At 66.6% G+C, this 19,937-nt stretch carries 23 protein-coding genes; 14 read left to right on the top strand and 9 right to left on the bottom strand.

Annotated features, from left to right (window positions below; all coding sequences use genetic code 11):
* Nucleotides 1-73: 73 nt before the first annotated feature.
* From AC0SZ7_RS13260 to AC0SZ7_RS13250, 3 genes are all read right to left on the bottom strand, one after another.
* Nucleotides 74-802, bottom strand: a complete 729-nt coding sequence (locus AC0SZ7_RS13260; protein WP_475504836.1) for a helix-turn-helix transcriptional regulator — start codon at nt 800-802, stop codon at nt 74-76.
* A 154-nt stretch (nt 803-956) separates the two neighbouring features.
* Nucleotides 957-1,172 (bottom strand): hypothetical protein, encoded by a 216-nt coding sequence (locus tag AC0SZ7_RS13255; protein ID WP_416423995.1) that lies wholly within the window; start codon nt 1,170-1,172, stop codon nt 957-959.
* A gap of 71 nt (nt 1,173-1,243) precedes the next feature.
* On the bottom strand, nt 1,244-2,143 hold the full coding sequence (locus AC0SZ7_RS13250) for an SDR family oxidoreductase (protein ID WP_475504835.1): 900 nt from the start codon (nt 2,141-2,143) through the stop codon (nt 1,244-1,246).
* A 154-nt stretch (nt 2,144-2,297) separates the two neighbouring features.
* On the opposite strand from AC0SZ7_RS13250, the gene AC0SZ7_RS13245 reads away from it, so the two are divergent.
* Nucleotides 2,298-2,981 carry a glycosyltransferase family 2 protein gene (locus tag AC0SZ7_RS13245; RefSeq protein WP_475504834.1) on the top strand — a complete coding sequence of 228 codons (684 nt, stop codon included), beginning with the start codon at nt 2,298-2,300 and terminating at the stop codon, nt 2,979-2,981.
* A gap of 34 nt (nt 2,982-3,015) precedes the next feature.
* Here AC0SZ7_RS13245 and AC0SZ7_RS13240 read toward each other — a convergent pair whose 3' ends face one another.
* From AC0SZ7_RS13240 to AC0SZ7_RS13230, 3 genes are all read right to left on the bottom strand, one after another.
* Nucleotides 3,016-4,356 (bottom strand): OprD family porin, encoded by a 1,341-nt coding sequence (locus tag AC0SZ7_RS13240; protein WP_475504833.1) that lies wholly within the window; start codon nt 4,354-4,356, stop codon nt 3,016-3,018.
* A gap of 64 nt (nt 4,357-4,420) precedes the next feature.
* Entirely contained in the window at nt 4,421-5,962 is a 1,542-nt protein-coding gene (locus tag AC0SZ7_RS13235; protein WP_475504832.1) for an MFS transporter, read from the bottom strand.
* An 11-nt stretch (nt 5,963-5,973) separates the two neighbouring features.
* On the bottom strand, nt 5,974-7,182 hold the full coding sequence (locus tag AC0SZ7_RS13230) for an aspartate transaminase (RefSeq protein WP_475504831.1): 1,209 nt from the start codon (nt 7,180-7,182) through the stop codon (nt 5,974-5,976).
* Nucleotides 7,183-7,752: 570 nt separating this feature from the next.
* On the opposite strand from AC0SZ7_RS13230, the gene nac reads away from it, so the two are divergent.
* From nac to AC0SZ7_RS13170, 12 genes are all read left to right on the top strand, one after another.
* Nucleotides 7,753-8,670, top strand: a complete 918-nt coding sequence (gene nac / locus AC0SZ7_RS13225) for a nitrogen assimilation transcriptional regulator NAC (protein WP_475504830.1) — start codon at nt 7,753-7,755, stop codon at nt 8,668-8,670.
* Between the two features lie 113 nt (nt 8,671-8,783).
* The gene (locus tag AC0SZ7_RS13220; protein ID WP_475504829.1) at nt 8,784-9,215 is read left to right on the top strand and encodes an acetyl-CoA carboxylase biotin carboxyl carrier protein; all 432 of its coding nucleotides are present in this window, start codon (nt 8,784-8,786) and stop codon (nt 9,213-9,215) included.
* On the top strand, nt 9,215-10,567 hold the full coding sequence (gene accC / locus AC0SZ7_RS13215; protein ID WP_475504828.1) for an acetyl-CoA carboxylase biotin carboxylase subunit: 1,353 nt from the start codon (nt 9,215-9,217) through the stop codon (nt 10,565-10,567). The genes AC0SZ7_RS13220 and accC overlap by 1 nt, the downstream gene beginning before the upstream one ends.
* Nucleotides 10,564-11,235, top strand: a complete 672-nt coding sequence (gene pxpB / locus AC0SZ7_RS13210; protein WP_475504827.1) for a 5-oxoprolinase subunit PxpB — start codon at nt 10,564-10,566, stop codon at nt 11,233-11,235. The genes accC and pxpB overlap by 4 nt, the downstream gene beginning before the upstream one ends.
* Nucleotides 11,232-12,191, top strand: coding sequence for a 5-oxoprolinase subunit C family protein (locus AC0SZ7_RS13205; protein ID WP_475504826.1), 960 nt, complete (start codon nt 11,232-11,234; stop codon nt 12,189-12,191). Before pxpB ends, AC0SZ7_RS13205 begins: the two co-directional genes overlap by 4 nt.
* A gap of 10 nt (nt 12,192-12,201) precedes the next feature.
* Nucleotides 12,202-12,609 carry an acetyl-CoA carboxylase biotin carboxyl carrier protein gene (locus AC0SZ7_RS13200; RefSeq protein WP_475504825.1) on the top strand — a complete coding sequence of 136 codons (408 nt, stop codon included), beginning with the start codon at nt 12,202-12,204 and terminating at the stop codon, nt 12,607-12,609.
* Nucleotides 12,610-12,619: 10 nt separating this feature from the next.
* Nucleotides 12,620-13,390: a LamB/YcsF family protein gene (locus AC0SZ7_RS13195; protein ID WP_475504824.1), complete on the top strand. Its 771-nt coding sequence runs from the start codon at nt 12,620-12,622 to the stop codon at nt 13,388-13,390.
* Between the two features lie 94 nt (nt 13,391-13,484).
* A complete protein-coding gene (locus AC0SZ7_RS13190) occupies nt 13,485-14,237 on the top strand; it encodes an SDR family oxidoreductase (protein ID WP_416424007.1) in 753 nt (250 codons plus the stop codon).
* 106 nt (nt 14,238-14,343) lie between these two features.
* On the top strand, nt 14,344-15,045 hold the full coding sequence (locus tag AC0SZ7_RS13185) for an amino acid ABC transporter permease (protein ID WP_475504823.1): 702 nt from the start codon (nt 14,344-14,346) through the stop codon (nt 15,043-15,045).
* Nucleotides 15,046-15,051: 6 nt separating this feature from the next.
* A complete protein-coding gene (locus AC0SZ7_RS13180) occupies nt 15,052-15,795 on the top strand; it encodes an ABC transporter permease subunit (protein ID WP_473006502.1) in 744 nt (247 codons plus the stop codon).
* 23 nt (nt 15,796-15,818) lie between these two features.
* Complete coding sequence (locus AC0SZ7_RS13175; protein ID WP_475504862.1) at nt 15,819-16,547, top strand: amino acid ABC transporter ATP-binding protein; 729 nt, start codon at nt 15,819-15,821, stop codon at nt 16,545-16,547.
* 29 nt (nt 16,548-16,576) lie between these two features.
* Nucleotides 16,577-17,410 carry an ABC transporter substrate-binding protein gene (locus AC0SZ7_RS13170; protein WP_475504822.1) on the top strand — a complete coding sequence of 278 codons (834 nt, stop codon included), beginning with the start codon at nt 16,577-16,579 and terminating at the stop codon, nt 17,408-17,410.
* A gap of 168 nt (nt 17,411-17,578) precedes the next feature.
* Here AC0SZ7_RS13170 and AC0SZ7_RS13165 read toward each other — a convergent pair whose 3' ends face one another.
* Nucleotides 17,579-17,713, bottom strand: coding sequence for a hypothetical protein (locus AC0SZ7_RS13165; RefSeq protein ID WP_475504821.1), 135 nt, complete (start codon nt 17,711-17,713; stop codon nt 17,579-17,581).
* Nucleotides 17,714-17,833: 120 nt separating this feature from the next.
* Here AC0SZ7_RS13165 and AC0SZ7_RS13160 point away from each other — a divergent pair, with 120 nt between their 5' ends.
* Nucleotides 17,834-18,238, top strand: a complete 405-nt coding sequence (locus AC0SZ7_RS13160) for a cupin domain-containing protein (protein ID WP_475504820.1) — start codon at nt 17,834-17,836, stop codon at nt 18,236-18,238.
* 75 nt (nt 18,239-18,313) lie between these two features.
* Here the strand turns inward: AC0SZ7_RS13160 and AC0SZ7_RS13155 are convergent, their stop codons facing one another.
* Nucleotides 18,314-19,141: an ABC transporter ATP-binding protein gene (locus AC0SZ7_RS13155; RefSeq protein WP_475504819.1), complete on the bottom strand. Its 828-nt coding sequence runs from the start codon at nt 19,139-19,141 to the stop codon at nt 18,314-18,316.
* Complete coding sequence (locus tag AC0SZ7_RS13150; protein ID WP_475504818.1) at nt 19,129-19,932, bottom strand: ABC transporter permease; 804 nt, start codon at nt 19,930-19,932, stop codon at nt 19,129-19,131. Before AC0SZ7_RS13150 ends, AC0SZ7_RS13155 begins: the two co-directional genes overlap by 13 nt.
* Nucleotides 19,933-19,937: the final 5 nt, after the last annotated feature.

Raw genomic sequence — 19,937 nt, 5'->3', positions numbered from 1 at the left:
CAACCGCCTGATGGAAAGGCGCGCAGTGTGCCGGCTTCACGCGCCGGGGTATTGGCCCAGGCTGCCGAGTGCTTTACCCAGGCTTGCGCATGGCGTGGCGGTAGGCCGCCGGCGTGGTGTCGCACAGGCGGCGCATGGCGCGGGTGAGGGCGGCCTGGTCGCTGAACCCGACCTTTTGGGCGACATCGGCCAGTGGCAGGCGGCTTTCGGCCAGCCAGCGGCAGGCATGGCGCATGCGCAGTTGCGCCAGCCACGCCTGGGGTGCTTGCCCATAGCGTTCGGCAAAGCGCCGGTGCAGTTGGCTGACGCTCATGGCTGCGACGCGAGCCATGGCCTCGTTGCCCCAGGCCTGGCCAGGGTCGGCTTCCAGGTGCGCCAGCAGGCAGTCCATGCCGCTGGCCGGTTGGCCTGCGTCACGGCCCAGGCTGTCGAGCAACAGCGGCAGCAGGTGCGCGGCACTGCCGGGCAAGCCTTGCGGGCCCAGCAGGTCGGCGAACTCGATCAGGCGGCGGGTGGCGGCAGACACCGGCACATAAGTCCGCCGCGCCAGGGCGTCGAGGGTGCGTGCCTCGAACCAGCCGTTGGGGCAGTCCAGCACCAGGAAACGGTTGGCACCGTCGGCGCGCTGGCCGTGCGCGGCGCCGGGGGCGATCAGCGCTGCCATGGACAGGTCCAGCCGCGCGCCACGGCCCTGCACCTCCATCTCCATGCCGCCGACCACGGGCAGCACCAGTTGGGTAAAGCCGTGCTGGTGGTGGGCGCATTCGCCGCTGTAGCTACGCAGGTCGAGGGAGGGAGTCACGGCAGTATTCCAGCCAGCTGATTGTGTCGGAGTGGATAGCATGCCACGCGTTCGCCAGGACGCCAAACCCCGTAGCAGCTGCCGCAGGCTGCGTCCGCTGCCGATACCGGGGCGCGCCCGGACGCCGCCTGCGGCAGCTGCTACGGGGGTGGGGTCAGTTGCCGTCGGCGACCTTGCGTTCGATTTCGGCGGTTTTCTTTTGCAGGGTCTCGGCGTCCTGCTCCTTGGCGCGGGTGGAGGAGGGGGTGATGACCTCATCGACGCCACGGGTGTCGTCGTCGCGGTCTTCCAGGTCGCGCTTCACCACGTTCACCGGTTTGCCGGAAGTGTCGGTGGGCGGCGCGTTTTCGGGGCGGTTGTCTGTGCTCATGATGGTCTCCTGGGGTGTATGCACGGTTGAGCCGCCGCCCGGCCAGGAGTTCCTGCCGGGCGGCCGGCCGGTCATGGCAGCGGGTTGCCGCCGGTCACGCCGAAGGTTTCACCGGTGATGTAGCTGGATTCCTGGGTGGCCAGGAACACATACAGCGGCGCGCATTCGGCCGGCTGGCCGGGGCGGCCCATGGGCGTCTGCGAACCGAAGGTGGGGATTTTCTCTTGAGGTTGGCCGCCGCTGGGCTGCAGCGGCGTCCACACCGGGCCCGGCGCCACGGCATTGACTCGCACGCCCTGGGCAATCACCTGCTTGGCCAGCGACTTGGTGAAGGCGACGATAGCGGCCTTGGTCGAGGCATAGTCCAGCAGGTTCTGCGACGGGCTGTAGGACTGGATGGACGCGGTATTGATGATGGTGGCGCCCGCTGGCAGGTGCGGCAGCGCCGCCTTGCACAGCCAGAACAGCGCGTAGACGTTGGACTTGAAGGTGGCGTCGAACTGCTCGGTGGTCAGCTCGGCGATGGCTTCCACCGCCTGCTGCTTGCCGGCGACGTTCACCAGTATGTCCAGGCCGCCCAGGGCGGCCACCGCCTTCTGCACCAGCGCCTGGCAGAACGCTTCGTCCTTGAGGTCGCCGGGAATGGCCACCGCCTTGCGGCCTTCGGCTTCGATCAGCTTCACCACTTCGCGGGCGTCGCTTTCCTCTTCAGGCAGGTAATTGAGGACGATGTCGGCACCCTCGCGGGCATAGGCAATCGCCGCCGCGCGGCCAATGCCGGAGTCGGCGCCGGTGATCAGTGCCTTGCGCCCCAGCAGGCGGCCGAAGCCCTTGTAGCTGTGCTCGCCGTGGTCCGGTGCAGGCGTCATCTTGTGCACGGTGCCGGGCGCGCCCTGGGGCTGTTTGGGAAATTCGGGCTGCGGATACTGGGTCAGTGGGTTCTGCATCGAATACTGGTTTTCAGTTGCCATGGTGGACTTCCTCTCTTGCCCAATCGAATCACGACAATGGAGGCAGCCGGCCAGGCGTTCGTTCAGTTTTTCTGCCGATGAAAATTTTTTAAACCTTCTGCGAACCGCCTGGGTCGATTGGGTACAGACGGGCTCGGGCAGAAGAGGGCGACTCATGATCGGTGTGGTGATTCCTGCGCACAATGAAGCAAGCTACATCGCCCTTTGCCTGGCCTCTATCCAGGCGGCAGCGCGGCACCCGCAGCTGGCGGGCATGACGGTGAAAGTGCTGGTGGTGCTTGACCATTGCAGCGACGAAACCGGGTTGCTGGCTGCCGCCGCCGGGTGCGAGGTGCTGGAGGTGGGCTTTCGCAACGTCGGCAAGGCGCGAGCCTACGGCGCGCAGGTGCTGCTGGAGGCAGGTGTGCAGTGGCTGGCATTCACCGATGCCGACACGCGTGTGCCGAGCGACTGGCTGGCGCGGCAGTTGGCGTTCCAGGCCGACGCCGTATGCGGCACGGTGGCGGTGGACAGCTGGGCCGAACACACCGAGCAGGCGCAGGCGAAGTATCTGGCAGGCTACCGGTTCGAGGAGGGGCACCGGCATATTCATGGCGCCAACCTGGGGTTGAGCGCCGAGGCCTATGCCAGGGCCGGCGGCTTCCAACACCTGGCGGCCCATGAAGACGTGCAACTGGTGGCGGACCTGGAGCGCATCGGCGCGCGCATCGTGTGGACGGCAACCACCTCGGTGGTCACCAGCGCGCGCCGCGATTTCAAGTGCCGCGAGGGGTTTGGCGAGTACCTGTTGTCGCTGCAGGAAGAGTGTGTGGGAGCTGGCTTGCCAGCGAGTTTTTAAAGGCTCGCTGGCAAGCCAGCTCCCACAACCACGGTCAGAACAGATTGATCGGGTAGGTGACGATCACCCGGTGCTCGTCCTGGTCGCGCACGCCGGTGAATTCGGTGCGCATGGAGGCGTGCCGCAACGCCACGCTGAGGTCCTTGGCCGGGCCCGATTGCACGGTGTAGGTCAGGGTCAGGTTGCGTTCCCACTCGCTCTTGTCGCCGGTGGCGGTGCGTGCGCCCGAGCCGCTTTCATACATGCCCATGAAGGTCAGCCCCGGCACGCCCATGGCGGCGAAGTCATAACCGTAACGCACTTGCCAGGTGCGCTCGCCGGCACGCTGGAACTTGCCGATCATCGACTCGGTCATGAAGTAGGCGGTGGAGCCGTCGCCCTGGTTCAGCCATACCGCGTCGCTGTCGCCGGTCACCTGCTGGTAGCCGGCGGCGATGGTGTGCGGGCCCACCAGGTAGGTGAACAGCGCGCTGGACAGCTGGCTGTCGACCTTGCCCTTGGTCACGCCGTCGCCGTAGTAGCCGGCGGTGTAGTAGTCCGGGTCGTTGTCGTTCTTGCCGGCCGAGCTGTTGTTGAAGTAACGCAGGTCGCTGCGCAGGGTGCCCGGCCCCACTTTCCAGTTGTACACCAAGCCCAGGAAGTTCTGGTTATAGAAGTTTTCCAGGCCGCCGTAGTAGTACTGCAGCAACAGGTCGGGCGTGGCTTTCCAGTCGACACCGGCGTACTGGAACTTGTGCACGAACTTGCCGGTGAGGCGGCTGTTGGAGCCGGGAATCGACATGCCCATCTGGTTGGTCGACCCACGGCCCTTGACGCTGTCCAGCTGGCCGGCGATGAAGGTGAAGTGGTCGAGGTCCTTGGACTGGATCTGCTCGCCGTTGAAGGTCTGCTGCAGCATGCGGTCGGTGGACATCACCACCGGCAGCATCGGCACCAGGGCGCCGGCGCGCACTTCGGTCTTGGCGAAACGCATCTTCGCCGTGGCCCCCAGGCTGGCGAACTCGTCGGCGGCGCGACCGTTGTCGGTGGGGAAAATGTTGCCGTTGAAGGCGGTGCCCGACGGGTTGTAGTGGGTGCCTTTGCCCGAGTCCAGCTTGATGCCGAGCATGCCGATGGCGTCAACGCCGAAACCGACGGTGCCCGGGGTGTAGCCGGACTTGAAGTTGAGGATAAAGCCCTGGCCCCACTCCTGCGTGTAGTTGGGGTTGGCGGCGCCGCTGCGGTTGTCGGCGTTGCTGAAGAAGTTGCGCGCCAGGATGCTCGCGGTGCTGTCCTCGATAAAGCCTTCGGCGTTGCTTGGTTGCGCCATGGCCAGGCCGCACAGGCCGGCCAGAATTGCGGGTGCGCGGTAAGCTGCGCGATTCAAGAGCACCATCGGGAATTCCTCATGCTGTAGTCAATGTTGTGAGAGGCAGGTGCAGTGGCGGCAGTAAAGGTTTTTATTGTTCTTCAGGAGCAACAGGAGCAACGGGTGCGGCAGCGCGGGTCAGCGCCACCGGCGGCAAGCGGTACAGCACCCACAGGGCCAGCACGCCCAGGCCTGCGCACAGCAGCAGGCCAGTGCCCAGGGCTTGCGCCAGGGCCTGGCGCGCCAGGTGCAGCAGGGCGGGGTCACCGCCGGCCTTGAGCAGCACTTGCGGGTCGCTGAACAGTGGCAGGGCCTGCGCCTGGCCTGCGGCAATGAGCGCGCCTTGCAGGTGGCAGGCGTATAGCAGCTTGATCAGCACGCCCATCACGGCCGTGCCCAGCAGCCCGCCGACCAGGCGCAGCGACTGGGTGAGGGCGGTGGCGATGCCCAGGAACTGCCGCTCGGCCAGGGTCTGGGTGAACACCGTGAGGTTCATCAGGATGAAACCCAGGCCCAGCCCGGCCAGCAGAATCAGCCCCAGCAACGCGTGGAACGAGGCGTCCAGGCCCACCAGCGCCAACCCTGCGCACGCCACCAGCAGCACGGCGAAGCCGGCCAGGGGGATGAGGTTGGGGTTGCGCAGGTGGGTGATGATGCGGCCGTTGACGATGGCCCCCAGGGTGATGCTCAAGGCCAGTGGGGTGATCAGCAGGCCGGCGTCCTGGGGCGAATAGCCGTAGCTGCCTTGCAGCAGCAGCGGCAGGTAGAACAGCAGGCTGAACATGATGGCCCCGGCCAGCAGCGACAGCACGAACAGCAGGCGCACGCTGGGCGCCCGGAACAGCGCGGCCGGCAGCAGCGCGTCGCTGCAGCGCTGCTCCCACCACCACAGGCCCAGGGCTGCGGCCAGGCACACCAGGCCGAGCACGGCGCTGCCCCACACGCGGGCCTGGCCCAGCCATTCGACGAACAGCTGCAGGCTGCCCAAGGCCACCGCGATCAGCAGCGCGCCCAGCCAGTCCAGGCGGATGGCACGGTTTTGCAGGGGGCGGTAGTGTGGTAGGTAGCGCCAGGCGAAGAACAGCGCCACCGCGCCCAGCGGCAGGTTGATATAGAACACCGAGCGCCAGCCGAAGGCGCCGGTCAAATAGCCGCCCAGGCCCGGGCCGATGGCGTTGACCACGCTGAACAGCGCGCTCAGCAGGATCTGCCAGCGCAGGCGCTGGCGGGTGTCGGGAAACAGTTCGGGAATGCAGGCGAACGCAGTGCCGATCAGCATGCCGCCGCCCACCCCTTGCAGGGCGCGGCCCAGCACCAGCACCAGCATGTCGTTGGCCAGGGCGCACACCAGCGACGCCAGGGTGAAGATCACCGTGGCCGCCAGCACGAAGGGCTTGCGCCCGTAGTAGTCGCCCAGGCGGCCGAAAATCGGGATGGTGACGATGGAGGCCAGCAGGTAGCCGGTGGCTACCCAGGCGTACAGCTCGAAGCCCTGCAACTGGGCGACGATGCTCGGCAAGGCGTTGCCGATCACCGTCTGGTCGAGGGCCGAGAGCATCAGCACCAGGGAGATGCCGAGCATGGCCAGCAAGGCTTGCTTGAAGGTCAGGGCACTGTGGCTCGGCATCGTCATCATCGAGCCCCTTACACCAGCGCCGCGACGGCGGTGGCGATGCGTTGGCAGCCGGTTTCCAGGGTCTCGATGGCCGAGGCCGTGGACATGCGGAAGAACGGTGCCAGGCCGTAGGCGCTGCCGGGAATCACCGCCACGCCCTGGCTTTCCAGCAGGTAGAGGATGAAGTCGCTGTCGCTTGCCAGCACCTGGCCTTGCGGAGTGCGCTTGCCCAGCACGGCGCCGCAGTTGACGTACAGGTAGAAGGCGCCTTCAGGCGGGATACAGCTGAGGCCGTCGATGGCGTTGATCAGTTCCAGGCAGCGGTCGCGGCGCTGGCGGTACACCGCGCGGCTTTGCTCGATGAAGCTCTGGTCACCGTTGAGGGCGGCCACCGCGGCGGCCTGGCTGACGCTGCAGGCGTTGCTGGTGGACTGCGACTGCAGGGTGGCCATGGCGGTGATCAGGTCGGCAGGGCCGGCGCCGAAGCCGATGCGCCAGCCGGTCATGGCGTAGGACTTGGACACGCCGTTGATCACCAGCACGCGGTCCTTGAGCCGCGGTTCCACGGCCAGGATGTGGGTGGCGGGGCGGTCGTCGTAGCGGATGTGCTCGTAGATGTCGTCGGTCATCACCAGCACGTCGGGGTAGTCCAGCAGCACGTCGGCCAGGGCGCGCAGTTCTTCGGCGTGGTACACGGCGCCGGTGGGGTTGCTCGGCGAATTCAGCAGCAGCCAGCGGGTGCGTGGGGTAATGGCGGCGCGCAGCTGCTCGGCGGTGAGCTTGAAGTGGTGTTCCTCGGTGCAGGCCAGGGTCACCGGTTCGCCTTCGCAGGCCAGCACCATGTCCGGGTACGACACCCAGTAGGGCGCGGGAATCAGCACCTCGTCGCCCGGGCCCAGAGTGGCGGAGAAGGCGTTGTAGATGGCGCTCTTGGCGCCGTTGGTGACCACCACCTGGGACGGCGTGTAGGCCAGGCCGTTTTCGCGCTGCAGCTTGGCGACGATGGCCTGGCGCAGCTCCGGGGTGCCGGCGTTCTGGGTGTAGCGCGTGTCGCCGTTGTCGATGGCGGCGCAGGCGGCCTGGCGGATATGCGCCGGGGTGTCGAAGTCGGGCTCGCCCACCACCAGGTTGATGATCGACTTGCCGGCGCGGCGCAGTTCGTTGGCGCGGTCGGCAGCGGCGCTGCTGGGCGAGGGTTTGATGCGGTGCACTCGGGCGGCGATGCGGGAAGCGGTCACGGGGGAATCCTCGGTGGTGGCCTGATGACGGCTACGTTACGAGGCGGGGCGGCGGGGCTGATAAGACAAGTTTGTTCTGGTTTGATAGGCACAGCTTATGACCGCTGCGCACCAAAAGGGTGCGAGTCAGCATTTGCGGGGTCGCCCCGCATCCCCTGCGACCGCAAGTCGCACACCCATAGCAAACACTTATGCCTGTAGCAGCTGCCGCAGGCTGCGTCCGGGCCCGACACGATCATTCCAGGTACACCGCGGCGCCTGGGACGCGGCCTGCGGCCGCTGCTACGGGATGTGCGGGGCGCCTTCTGCCGTAGCAGCTGCCGCAGGCTGCGTCCGGGCCCGACACGATCATTCCAGGTACACCGCGGCGGCTGGGACGCGGCCTGCGGCCGCTGCTACGGGATGTGCGTGGCGCCTTCTGCCGTAGCAGCTGCCGCAGGCTGCGTCCGGGCTCGGCACGGTAATTTCAGGTACACTGCGGCGCGTCGGACGCGGCCTGCGGCCGCTGCTACGGGGTGGTGGCGCGCCTTTTGCTATGGCAATGCCTCTGCCCTGTTTCGAGTGTTGCCCGTGAACCTGCGCCGTTTGAAATACTTCGTGAAGATCGTCGATGTCGGCAGCCTGACCCAGGCCGCCGACGTGCTGCACATCGCCCAGCCAGCGCTGAGCCAGCAACTGGTAACGCTGGAAGCCGAGCTGCAGCAGCAACTGATTATCCGCACCAAGCGGGGCGTTACGCCCACCGAGGCCGGCAAGGTGCTGTACGGCCACGCGCAGCTGATTCTGCGCCAGTGCGAGCAGGCCCAGAGTGACGTCAACGCCACCGGTTTCGCCCTGTCCGGCCAGGTGTCAGTGGGCCTGGCCCCGGGCACTGCGGCTTCGGCGCTGTCGCTGCCGTTGCTGCGCCGGGTGCGCGAGCGCCACCCCGGCATCCTGCTGTACCTCAACGAGAACTTCGGCACCACCCTCAGCGAGCTGATCATGAACGGCCGCATGGACATGGCCGTGCTGTACGGCGGCCGCGAAGTGCACGGCCTGACCTTCGTGCCGCTGATGCGCGAACAGCTGTACCTGGTGAGCGCCGACCCCGAGCTGCAAAGCCGCGACGAGATCGGCCTGGCCGAAGTGGCCGAGCTGGAGCTGCTGCTGCCGCGCACCTACAACACCATGCGCCGCCTGGTGGACGAAGCTTTCCTGAAGATCGGCCTCAGCGCCCGGGTGATCGCCGAGGTGGAGTCGTCCACCACCCTGGCCACCGCCGTCAGCGAGCATTTCGGTTCAACCATCCTGCCCGAATCCGCCGCCCGCGCCCTGGTGGCCGTGCACGAGGCGCACCTGCTGCGCATCACCGCGCCGGATATCGAGGCGCCGCTGGCGCTGTGCCTGTCGGGGCATTTGCCGCTGTCGGTGCCGGCCCAGGCAGTGAAAGCGATCTTGCTGGAGTTGATTGCCGAGATGCGCGGGAACCTGGTTTCCGTCCAGGCCTGAAAACTGTCATAAGCGACCCTTATCTCCCCACAGTCAAACCGTCTTGGCCGTGTTTTTGTGCGCTCGATAGAGTTCATCCAGCCACTTTTACTATTCACGGCAGGGGCCATTGCATGAACCCGGAACGCATTAAAGCGCTAATCGACCTGATGGCCGAATCCGACCTCAGCGAACTGAGCCTCAACGAGGGCGACACCCAGCTGCGCCTGCTGCGCGACGGCCAGGCCGTGGCCGCAGCGCCACAGTGTGCGGCCGCCGCAGCGCCGGTGAAGGCCGCCGCCGCAACACCGGCTGCGGGCAGCGATACCTTTGACGCCAGCGCCGCCCTCTACGGCGTGCTGCACCTGACCCCCGCGCCCGACCAGCCAGCGTTCGTGCAGGTGGGTGATGCGGTCGAGGCCGGCCAGACCCTGGCGGTCGTGGAGGCCATGAAAATGTTCCACCCGCTCAAGGCCGAACGCGCCGGCATCGTGCGGGCCATCCTGGCCGCCAGCGGCGAGGAAGTCGCCGCCGGCAAGCCGCTGTTCCGCCTGGAGGCCGTGTGATGTTTGATACCGTACTCATCGCCAACCGCGGCGAAATTGCCCTGCGCATCCTGCGTGCCTGCCAGGGCCTGGGGCTCAAGACCGTGGCCGTGTTTTCGGAAGCCGACCGCGATGCTCGCTACGTGCAACTGGCCGACCAGGCCATCTGCATCGGCCCCTCGCAGCCCGGCCAAAGCTACCTGGACCACGCCGCCGTGCTGTTCGCCGCCGAACTCAGCGGCGCCCAGGCCATTCACCCCGGCTACGGTTTCCTGTCCGAGAACGCCGCCTTCGCCGAGCGCGTCGAGCAGGCCGGCCTGACCTTCATCGGCCCCAGCGCCGCGTGCATCCGCACCATGGGCGACAAGGTTTCGGCCAAGCGCGCCATGCGCGAAGCCGGCGTGCCCTGCGTGCCGGGCCCCGACACCAGCATGCCGGACGATGCCGAGAGCATCCTGGCCATCGCCCGCGACATTGGCTACCCGGTGATCGTCAAGGCCGCCGGTGGCGGCGGTGGGCGTGGCATGCGCGTGGTGGAGCAGGAGGGCAAGCTGCTCGACGCCATCAACCTGACCCGCGAAGAAGCGCGCCGCGCCTTCGGCAACCCGGAGCTGTACATCGAGAAATTCCTCGGTCAGCCGCGCCACGTGGAAATCCAGGTGCTCTGCGACGCCTACGGCAATGCCTTGTGGCTGGGCGCGCGGGACTGCTCCATGCAGCGCCGCCACCAGAAAGTGCTGGAAGAAGCACCGGCGCCCGGCATCGACCCAGCGCTGGTGGCCAAGGTGGGTGAACGCTGCGCCGCGGCCTGCCGGCAGATCGGCTACGTGGGCGTGGGCACCTTCGAATTCCTCTACGAGCACGGCGAGTTCTACTTCATTGAAATGAACACGCGCCTGCAAGTGGAGCACCCGGTGACCGAGATGACCACCGGTATCGACATCGTCCAGCAGCAGATTCGCATGGCCCAGGGCGAGCGCCTGACGCTGACCCAGGCCGACATCGGCGTGCACGGCCATGCCCTGGAGTGCCGCATCAACGCCGAGGACCCCGACACCTTCATGCCCACCCCGGGCCAGGTGAGCCGCTGGGAAATTCCCGGTGGCTACGGCGTGCGCGTCGACAGCCACGTCAGCCATGGCTACCGCGTGCCGCCGTACTACGACTCGATGGTGGCCAAGGTCATCACCCACGGCGCCACCCGCGAAGAGGCCCTGGCGCGCATGCGCCTGGCCCTGGGCGAGATGCGCGTGGAAGGCATCAGCACCAACATCGCGCTGCACCGCGACATTCTCCAGGACCCGGGTTTCTGCGAGGGCGGCGTCGATATTCACCACCTTGAACGCTGGCTGCAACAGAGGACCGCATCATGAGTGCCATGCACATGGACGCCACCCCGCGCATCAGCCTGCTGGGCACCACCGCGCTGCTGCTGGAAGCACCGGGCAGCCTTGACCTGCCGCCGCAGCAACGCATCTGGGCCCTGGCCCGCCTGGCCCAGGACTGGGGCGGCGTGGCTGAAGCCGTGCCGGGCATGAACAACCTGATGCTGACCTTCGCCACGCCGCCGCGCGACCTGCAAGGCCTGAAAAGCCGCCTGCTGGAGGCCTGGGAGCAATGCCAGCCGCTGCCGCTGGAAGGCCGCATCATCGAACTGCCGGTGATCTACGGTGGCGAACATGGCCCGCACATGGCCGACGTGGTCGCCCATTCCGGGCTTGATATCGAGACCATCGCCAACCTGCACGCCGAGCCGCTGTACCCGGTGTATGCCCTGGGCAGCCACCCCGGCTATTGCTACCTGGGCGGCATGGACCCACGCCTGGCCACGCCACGGCGCCAGGTGCCGGTGCTCAGCATCGGCGCCGGCGCGGTGTCCATCGGTGGCGTGCAGACCGGCGTGTCGGCCTCGGCCGGCCCCAGCGGCTGGAACACCATTGGCCACACCGACATGGTGTTCTTCGACGCCGAACAATCGCCCCCGGCGCTGCTGCAACCCGGCGACCACATCCGCTTTCGTATCGAGAGGATCATTCGATGATCGAAATCATCAGTGCTACCGCCCTGGCCACCGTCCAGGACCTGGGGCGCCACGGCAGCCTGGGTTACGGCGTGGGCACCTCCGGGGCCATGGACAGCCTGTCGCTGGTGCTCGGCAACCTGCTGCTGGGCAACGAAGAGGGCGCGGCCGCCATCGAGATTCCGCTGTTCCCGTTCGAGGCACGCTTTATCGAGGACTGCGCGTTCGCCGTTACCGGCGCGGCCTGCGGCGCTACCCTGGACGGTGAAGCGCTGCCGCCCAACTGGGTGGCCCAGGCCCGCGCCGGCCAGGTGTTGAAACTGGGTTACCCCTCGGCGGGCAGCCGAGCCTACGTGTGCCTGGCCGGTGGCGTGGATGTGCCGCAAGTGCTGGGTTCGCGCAGCACCCAGTTGCGCGGCGAGTTCGGTGGCCTGAATGGGCGCATGCTGCAGCAGGGCGACCGCCTGCCTGCGGGCCGCCCCGGCCACGCCGGCAACAGTGATTTCGGCGTCAGCCTGGCGACCCGCGCCTTGCGTCTGGAAGTGGACGGTGTGCCGGCCATGCGCGTGCTGCCGGCCGCTGAATACGACTGCTTCAGTGCCGAGGCGCAAGCGGCGTTCTGGGCTGGGGAGTGGAAAATCACCACCCAGAGCAACCGTTACGGCTACCGCCTGGAAGGCCAGCCGCTGCTGCCGGAAAAGCCGCTGGAAGTGCGCTCGCACGGCATCGTCCCCGGCGTGATCCAGGTGCCCCACGGCGGCCAGCCGATCATCCAGATGCGCGACGCCCAGCCCAGTGGCGGCTACCCCAAGTTCGGCACGGTGATCGAGGCCGACCTCTGGCGCCTGGGCCAGGCGCCCATCGGCAGCCGCGTGCGGTTCATCCATTGCAGCTACGAGCAGGCCCTGGACGCGCTGGAGGCCAACCGTGCCTTCCTTGATGCCACCCGCCGCCTGCTGACCTTGCACAGCCTTTGAGGAATTTGCCATGAACATCAAGGAAATTCGCCAGCTGGCCGGCTGGCTCGGCGCCGCCAACCTCAGCATGCTGCACATCCAGCGCCCCGGCTTCGACCTGCTGCTGCGCCGTGGGTCGGCTGCGCCGCAGGTGGCGCCTGCCCAGGTGCACACTGAGCAACCGGCCCTGGCCGAGGTGCCGCTGGCGTCGATCAAGGCCAGCGGCCCGGGGCTGTTCTTCAGCCACCACCCCGATGAGCGCAAGCCCTGGGTCAAGCCCGGCGACAGCGTGCGCAACGGGCAATTGGTGGGCGTGCTGCAGATTGGCCACTTGCTGCTGCCGGTGCGCAGCCAGCAGGACGGGCAGGTGAGCGCCGTGCGCGCCGCCGAAGGTGAACAGGTGGGCTACGGCCAACCGCTTTTCGACCTGGCCGGCTGAGGAGGCCCCTATGCGTATCGACTTGAACGCCGACCTGGGCGAGGGCTTTGGCCCGTGGACCATGGGCGAAGACCAGGCGCTGATGGAAATCATTTCCTCGGCCAACGTGGCCTGCGGCTTCCACGCCGGCGACCCGCTGATCATGGACACCACCGTACGCCGCGCCAAGGCCCTGGGCATCGACCTTGGCGCCCACGTCGGCTACCCCGACCTGCAGGGCTTCGGTCGCCGTGCCATGAACATCGACCTGGCGGAGCTGGCCACCTACGTGGTCTACCAATTGGGCGCCCTGGCCGGCATGGCGGCGGTGGCCGGCTACCGCATGACCCACATGAGTTTTCACGGCGCGCTGGGCAACCGCGTGGCCGCCGACGCCGCCATGGCTGACGTGCTGGTGGGCGCGGTGGCGCAGTTCGACCCCGGGCTGATCATCAGCTCGTCCAGCAGCCAGGCCATTGAGGCGGCTGCCGACCGGCACGGCCTGCCGGTGGCTACCACCTTCCTGGCCGACCGCGCCTACGACGCGCAGTGCCTGCTGGTTCCGCGCGGCACGCCCGGCGCGGTGATCAAGGACCCGGCCCAGGTGCGCGAACGCGTTGCCCAGCTGTTGCAGGACGGCACCGTCACCACCCTCGACGGCCAGCGGGTCAAGGTCAACGCCAGCTCCATCCTGCTGCACGGCGACACGCCGGGCGCGGTGGACCTGGCCCGCGACCTGCGCGCGTTCATCGAAGGGCAGGGCGCCGTCATCACCCCGATCAGCCAACTGGTGCGGTCATAAGCGCACCTTATTGCCACACAACCAATGCGTCTTGGTCGGTTCGAGCGGTGCTCGGTACAGTCCAAGGCAGACGCAGGATTCAAGGAGTTTCCCCATGCCATTTTCCGATTACAAAACCGCACTGGTCACCGGCGCTTCGTCCGGCATCGGCGCCGCCGTGGTCGAGCGCCTGTGCGCCGAGGGCATCGAAGTGCACGCCCTGGCGCGTAGCGCCGACAAGCTGGCGGAACTGGCCGAGCGCACCGGCTGCATCGCCCACCCGATCGACGTCACTGACCTTGCCGGGCTGACCGCGCTGTTCCAGCGCCAGCGCTTCGATATCCTCGTCAACAACGCTGGCGTCGACCGCCCGGGCTCGCTGCTCAAGGCCGACGCCGAAGGCATCGACCTGCTGGTGGACGTCAACCTGCGCGCCGTGCTGCACCTGGCGCGCCTGGCGCTGCCGGGCATGGTGGAGCGCGACTGCGGCCACATCATCAACATCAGTTCGATTGCCGCCGCCTACAACTTCGGCGGCAACGCCACCTACCACGCCACCAAGGCGGCGGTGAGCATGCTTTCCAAGCAGCTGCGCGTGGACGCCTTCGGCAAGCGCGTGCGGGTCACCGAGATTTGCCCGGGCCGCGTTGCCACTGACATCTTCGCCCACGTGCACGGCGACTCCGAGGAGGTGCGCAAGCGCTTCATCGAGGGCTTCGAACTGCCGGAAGCCAAGGACATTGCCAACGCCATTGCCTTCGCCATCGCCGCCCCGGTGTCGATGAACGTCGGCCACATGGAAATCACCCCCACCCTGCAAGTGCCCGGCGGCTTGTCCACCGCGCGGCCCCAGGAGTGGCAGGGCTGAAGCGCCGGCCCATGAAGAAGAACGGCCCTAGCCGTCATTGCTGCGCCCGCGTCGGGTTCGCCCCGGCGCCTTGCTTCTGCCCCACGCCAGTCGATGGGAATTGACCATGACGCACGACTTCAATCTTGCCGCGATTCTGCACGGCGAATACGCCGAGCTGATCCTCAAGGGCATTGGCATGACCCTGCAGTTGGCGCTGTTCGCCTGGTGCCTGGCCATGGTCCTGGCCCTGCTGCTGGTGTCCATCCGCCTGACCGGTAACAAATACGCCGAGCGCCTGGTGGCGGCCTACGTGTCCTACCACCGCAACGTACCTACCCTGGTGCAACTGATGCTGTGGTACTTCGGCATCCCCACGCTGCTCAGCGACAACACCCAGGTGTGGCTGGCCAACTACAGCAGCGAATACCTGTTTTCCATCATCGCCCTGGGCCTGTGCCAGGCGGCGTATTTCAGCGAGGACATTCGCAGTGGCCTGCGCGCCATTCCCAACGGCCAGACCGAGGCCGCCCGCGCCCTGGGCCTGGGCTACGTGCGCTCGCTGCGCTACGTGATCCTGCCCCAGGGCGTGCGCAACTGCCTGCCGTCATTGATCAACCACAGCGTGCTGCTGTTCAAGAACACCAGCCTGGCCATGGCCATCGGCGTGGTGGAGCTGACGTACGCCACGCGCGAGGTGGAGAACTACACCTTCCGCACGTTCGAGTCGTACCTGGTGGCCACGGTGGTGTACCTGGCGTTCTCGCTGTTGCTGATGGGCGCTGGCGCCCTGGTGGCACGGCACTTCAGCAAAGCCCTGGCGAGGTAGGCGGCCATGTTCGATTTGTTCAAGATTGTCCACGACAACTGGCCGCTGTTCCTCATCGGCCAATACCCTCACGGCCCCCTGGGCGGCCTGGCCAGCACGCTGATCCTGGCGGCCGCGGCACTGGTGCTGGCGTTCCCACTGGGCCTGCTGCTGGCACTGGCGCGGGTGTCGCCGTGGCGCTGGCTGCGTTACCCGGCCACGGTGTGGGTGTACGTGCTGCGCGGCATCCCGCTGTTGATGGTGATCTTCTGGACCTACTTCCTGGTGCCCTTGCTGATCGGCCACAACATCACCGGCTTCACCACCATGCTCTGCACCCTGGTGGTGTACCAGAGCGCCTACCTGTGCGAGATCATCCGCGGTGGCATCCAGGCGTTGCCCGGCGGCCAGTACGAAGGCGCACGGGCCCTGGGCCTGGGCTATGTGCGCACTACGTTATGGGTGATTCTGCCCCAGGCGCTGTACAACGCGCTGCCCAGCCTGATCAGCCAGTTCGTTTCCATCATCAAGGAAACCTCCCTGGGCTATGTGATCAACGTGCAGGAGGTGACGTTCGCCGCCAACCAGGTCAACAACCAGCTGCTGACCAAGCCGTTTCAGGTGTTCTTCATTCTTGCCATTACGTATTACGTACTGTGTTACGGCCTGACCCGCCTGGCCGGCGTGCTTGAAGGGCGCATCGCCCGCAAGCGCCTGGGCCAGGCCACCCCAGCCGCCCCGCAGGCTTCCCTGCTGACCACCGATAACTGAAGAGGGTTGCCTTCATGCATCCGATGATCATGTTTTCCAGCATCAACAAATGGTACGGCGAGTACCAGGCGCTTACCGACGTCACCGCCGAGGTCAAGCGCGGTGAAGTGGTGGTGCTGTGCGGGCCCTCGGGCTCGGGCAAGTCGACGCTGATCCGGACGGTCAACCGCCTGGAAGATATCCAGAAGGGCCAGATTCTGTTCGACGGCCAGGACGTCAATGGCACCGACGCCAACCTCAACCGCCTGCGCAGCCGCGTCGGCTTCGTGTTCCAGAGCTTCAACCTGTTCCCGCACTTGTCGGTGCTGGACAACATCATCCTCACGCCCACCAAGGTGCGCGGCCTGAAAGCCAGCGAGGCCCGCGCCCACGCCATGCAGCTGCTGGACCGCGTGGGCCTGGCGCACAAGGCCCAGGCCTACCCGGCGCAATTGTCGGGCGGCCAGCAGCAGCGCGTGGCCATTGCCCGTGCGCTGGCCATGGAGCCGCCGGTGATGCTGTTCGACGAACCCACCAGCGCCCTCGACCCGGAAATGGTCGGCGAGGTGCTGAGCGTGATGAAGGGCCTGGCCAAGGAGGGCATGACCATGATGTGCGTGACCCACGAAATGAACTTCGCCCGCGAGGTGGCCGACACCATCTGGTTCATGGACGCCGGGCAGATCCTGGAAAAAGGCACGCCCGAGCAGTTCTTCAGCCAGCCGTCCCACCCGCGCGCGCAGCGTTTCATCGCTGACCTGCGTGCCCACTGAATTCACCTTGATTGAACTGGAGTAAGCCCATGGCTATGAACAAACTGATGGCGGCACTGGCGTTGGCCCCCTTGGCAATCTCGGTGGCCCAGGCCGACCAGTTGGCGGACGTGATGGCGAAGAAAAGCCTGAGCTGCGGCGTCTACGCCGACGTGCCGCCGTTCTCCGCGCCCGACCCGCAGACCCGCGAGCTGGTGGGCATGGACGTCGACCTTTGCACCGCGCTGGCCAAGCGCCTGGGCGTGGCCCTGGAGCTGAAGCCGATGTCGGTGGAAGCGCGCATTCCAGAGGTGAAGATGGGCCGCGTCGACCTGATCTTCGCCAACCTGGCGTACACCAAGAGCCGCGCCGAACAGATCCAGTTCAGCGACCCGTACTACATCGCCAAGGAAACCCTGGTGGTGCGCGCGCCCAACGCCGACCAGCCGCGCGAGTTCTTCGCCGGCAAGAAAATCAGCTCCACCAAGGGCTCCACCTCCGAGCAGTCGATTCGCATGGCCAACGCCACCCCGGTAACCTTCCAGGACACCGGCTCGGCCTACATGGCCCTGCAGCAGAACAAGGTGGTGGGCTTGGTGACCAACACCATGACCGCCATCAAGCTGGTGGGCCAGGCGAAGGAGGGCGGGGTGAACCTGGCCATCGCCAAGGACCCGATGGCCCTGGAACCCATCGGCGCCGGCATGCGCCAGGGCGAACCGGCGTTCCTGGCCAAGGTCAACGAAGCCCTGCGCGCCATGGACCAGGCGGGCGAGATCGACAGCATCTGGAACCGCTGGATCGGGCCTGAAACGCCTTACAAAATGGTCCGCGAAGACAAGGTGCAAAGCCTGGCGGAGCTGAAGTTCGAGCCGTTGCCGTAAGCCCGGACGCGGCCTGCGGCCGCTGCTACAGGGCCCCTTGGATCTCCTCGATCGCGTCGCCTGCATCGCGGCCAAGGCCGGCTCCTACCACGTACGGCGTAGGAGCCGACTTTAGTCGCGATGCAGGCGCCGCCATTTCAAGACATGTAGCAGCGGCCGCAGGCCGCGTCACGCCACACTGCAAATCCAGTGATGGTCATGCCGGTAAGGCGCCCGCGTGAACTTCACGTCGCGCACCAGAATGAGCCCGCGTTGCTGCAAGGCCACGGTAAGTTCTGCCAGTGTGTCTGCTTCGAGCGTCATGGGAATTGCCTCGTCAGATTACCTGTACATAGGTCTTGACCGGCCGCTTTGCGCGGTAATTCATTTTTTCTCAGGTATCCTGTTGTCTTTGTTCTTCGTATTGGAAAGGGAACCCCCACGATGTTTGGCTTCAATGGCAAGACTTGTGCTGTATTGGCCACGGCCCTGGCAATCGGCGGCTGCGCCTCGATGACCCCTGCGGCCAAGCCCGCCGCCGGTTCGCGCACGGTGCTGCAGCACGTGGTGTACCCGGCAGGCTATGAGGTGAACGTGATTCGCATCGTGCTGCCGGCCAACACCAACTCCCCGCACCACACCCACCCGGGCCTGGAATCGGGCTACGTGGCCCGTGGTTCGGTGACCATCGCCATCGATGGCCAGCCCGAGCATGTGCTGCACGCCGGTGACACGTTCGAGACCCCGGCGAACGCGCCGCACATCGTCAAGAACGGGCCTGAAGAAACTGAGATCGTCAGCACCTACATCACCGAGCTGGGCAAGCCGTTGACGCACGTGTTGCCGTAAATTGTGTGGGAGCTGGCTTGCCAGCGAGCCTTTCGGGCCTCAACAGCTCGCTGGCAAGCCAGCTCCCACAAGGGCTCAATGAGCGTCGTCGTGCAGCAGGTGGAAGATCTCGCGCTTCATGCGGATGAAGTCCGCGTCCATCACCATGTCCAGGTTGCGCGGCCGCTCGATCGGCACGTCCAGCACCTGCTTGATGCGCCCGGGCCGTGCGCCCATGACGAAGATACGGTCGCCCAGCAAAATCGCCTCGTCGATGTCGTGGGTCACGAACAGCACGGTCTTCTTGCTGTGTTCCCACACCTTCAGCAACAGCTGCTGCATCTGCAGCCGGGTCTGGCTGTCCAGCGCGCCGAAGGGTTCGTCCATCAACAGAATCTGCGGGTCGTTGGCCAGGGCGCGGGCGATGGCCACGCGCTGCATCATGCCGCCTGACAGCTGCTTGGCGTAGTTGTCGGCGAAGCGCTGCAGGCCTACCTCGTTGAGGTAGAACTCGACGATGTCCTTGCGCTCGGCCGCCGGCATGCCCCGGCGTTTCAGGCCGAACTCGATGTTCTGCCGCACCGTGAGCCAGGGGAACAGGGTGTAGCTCTGGAACACCATGCCGCGGTCGGCGCCGGGGCCCTCCACCTGCTGGCCGCCCACGTAGATGGCGCCGCTGGTGGGCTCGGCGAGGCCGGCCGTGAGGTACAGCAGGCTCGACTTGCCACAGCCCGAAGGCCCCACCAGCACAGCGAACTGTTGGTCGGGCACCTGGAACGACACCTGCTCAAGCGCGGTGAAGGTGTCGCCCGAGGGCGTCTTGTACTGCAGGCAGACCTTGTCCACCTGCAGCCGCGGCGCGGCGTTGGGGGCCGGGGCCACGGGCGTCACCAGCCGGGGTGAGGTTGCGGTTACTGAGCCCATGCGGCCACCTTTATGCGCAGGAAACGGAACAGTTGATCGGTGATCAGGCCCAACAGGCCAATGACCGCGATCGCCAGGAAAATAACGTCCACCTGGAAGCCACGCATGGCCTTCAGGCTCAGGTAGCCCAGGCCGCTGGAGGCCGCCACCAGTTCAGCCACCACCAGGTAAGTCCAGGCCCAGCCCATGGTCACCCGCAGGGTATCGAGGATGCCCGGCACCGAAGCCGGGGCGATCACGTGCACTACCGCGTCCACCCGGCTGGAACCCAGGGTGTACGAGGCGTTGATCAGGTCCTTGGAAATGCCCTTGGAGACGTCGGCTATCATCACCAGCTGCTGGAAGAACACCCCGAAGATGATGATCGACACGCGCTGTTCCAGGCCGATGCCGATCCACAGGATGAACAGTGGCACGAACGAGGTCACCGGCAGGTAGCGAATGAAGTTCACCAGCGGCTCCAGGAACGCCTGCACCACGCGGAAGCTGCCCATCAGCAGCCCTACCGGCACGGCGACGATGGAGGAAACCACGAAGCCGACCATCACCACCTCGACGCTGGCCCACACGTGGGTGCCCAGGGTGCCGTCGCGCGCCAGGCGCACGGCGGCGTCCCACACCGCGCCGGGGCTGGGCAGGAACATCGCCGGCACCACGCCGCCGTAGGAGAGGAAGGCCCACAGGCCGATCAGCAGGATCCAGGCCAGGCCGCTGGCGCTCCACACCACCTGCACCGGCAGGCTGGTCTTGGGTGTGAGGCAGCGGTTGAGCCATGAGTTGCGCTTGGACATGCCAG

It is taken from the genome of Pseudomonas sp. JC1203, assembly GCF_056175065.1.
The sequence above is the reverse complement of the archived record's forward strand: the minus strand, read 5'-3'. Positions and strand labels throughout refer to the sequence as shown.